Source organism: Paraburkholderia sp. RCC_158, from assembly GCF_041355255.1.
GTDB classification, from domain to species: Bacteria; Pseudomonadota; Gammaproteobacteria; order Burkholderiales; family Burkholderiaceae; genus Paraburkholderia; species Paraburkholderia graminis.
In genome coordinates this window covers 1-1,288 of the sequence record NZ_JBFUPM010000076.1, presented here as the reverse complement: position 1 = coordinate 1,288, position 1,288 = coordinate 1, and the positions used below count along the sequence as shown (strand labels likewise).

1 protein-coding gene is annotated in these 1,288 nt (G+C 59.0%); it reads right to left on the bottom strand.

What is annotated here, in order from left to right; translation table 11 throughout:
• Nucleotides 1-40: 40 nt before the first annotated feature.
• A protein-coding gene (locus AB6809_RS36190) for an IS3 family transposase (RefSeq protein WP_307259449.1) occupies nt 41-1,224 on the bottom strand; the annotation gives its coding sequence in 2 pieces (ribosomal slippage) (nt 41-969 and nt 969-1,224; 1,185 coding nt in all).
• Between the last annotated feature and the right edge of the window lie 64 nt (nt 1,225-1,288).

Sequence of the window (1,288 nt, the reverse complement as noted above, 5' to 3'; positions counted from 1 at the left end):
TGACGTTGCCCCTGTTTCGCGAATCCCATAGCTGAGAGATTTACGCGGCTCGTCCCTGTTGAGCGGCGAGCCAGTTTTTCTCGAACGTCATGGGGCTGACGTAGTCGAGCGTCGAGTGTAGCCGGCGAGAATTATAAAAGCCAAGCCAGTCGACGATTTCATCCATTGCCGCACGCCGGGTCGCGAAGTGCCGGCCATGCAGGCGTGCAACTTTCAACGAACCCCACAGGCTTTCGGTCGGGGCATTGTCCCAGCAGTCGCCGCGCCGACTCATCGACGAACGCATGCCGTAGGCCTTCAGCGCGTCCTGGAACAGCCCGCTGCAATACTGGCTACCCCTGTCGCTATGTACGATGACGCCAGCCTCTGGACGGCGCCGGAACCACGCCATACGAAGCGCATCCGTGACCAGTTCCGCTTTCATGTGTGGCTGCATCGACCAGCCCACCACCTGCCTGCTGAACAGGTCGATGATGACCGCCAGATAAACCCAGCCTTCAGCCGTCGCACAGTACGTGATGTCGCTCGTCCAGACCTGGTTCGGCGCTGTTGATGTGAAGTTACGCTCCAACAAGTTCGGCGCCACCGGCAGGTTGTGATTCGAGTTCGTCGTCGCAATGTACTTGCGCTTGTGTCGGGCACGGATGCCATGCTGCGCCATCAGCTTGCGAACCCGCTCCTTGCCCACGCGCACGCCGCGCGCAACGAGCTCTTTCCACATGCGCGGCCAACCATATTCGCCCTTGACCTGTACGTGAATCGCCTTGATGTGCGCGAGCAGGGCATCGTTGCTGATACGGCATCTGTTCGGCTTGTCATCGCTGCTGCGGTGCTGACGCTGATGATATCCGCTGGGACTGATTTCCAGTGCTTCGCACAGCATCGAGACTGGCCAGCGGTGTCGATTCCGGTCAACGAACGCGCACTTCACATCAATTCCTTCGCGAAGTACGCCGCCGCTTTTTTTGTGATGTCGAGCTCCATCTTCAGGCGAGACACTTCCGCTCTTAACCGTGCCAGCTCCATCTGCTCTGGACTGACCGGCTTCGCTCCGGCTCCGACCAGTTTGCCTTCCCTGTCCGCCTTGACCCAGTTGTGAAGAGTCTGCTGCACCACGCACAGCGTCGCGGACACCGCAGCCAGACTCTGCCCGTTTTTCACCAGCCGGACTGCTTCCAGTTTGAATTCGAGCGTGTACTGCGCCCGCTTTGCCTTGACCGTCATCGTTTCTTCTCCTTGCTTGAGTTTACACACTCAGCAAGGGATTCGTTTTTCGGGGGCAAGGTCA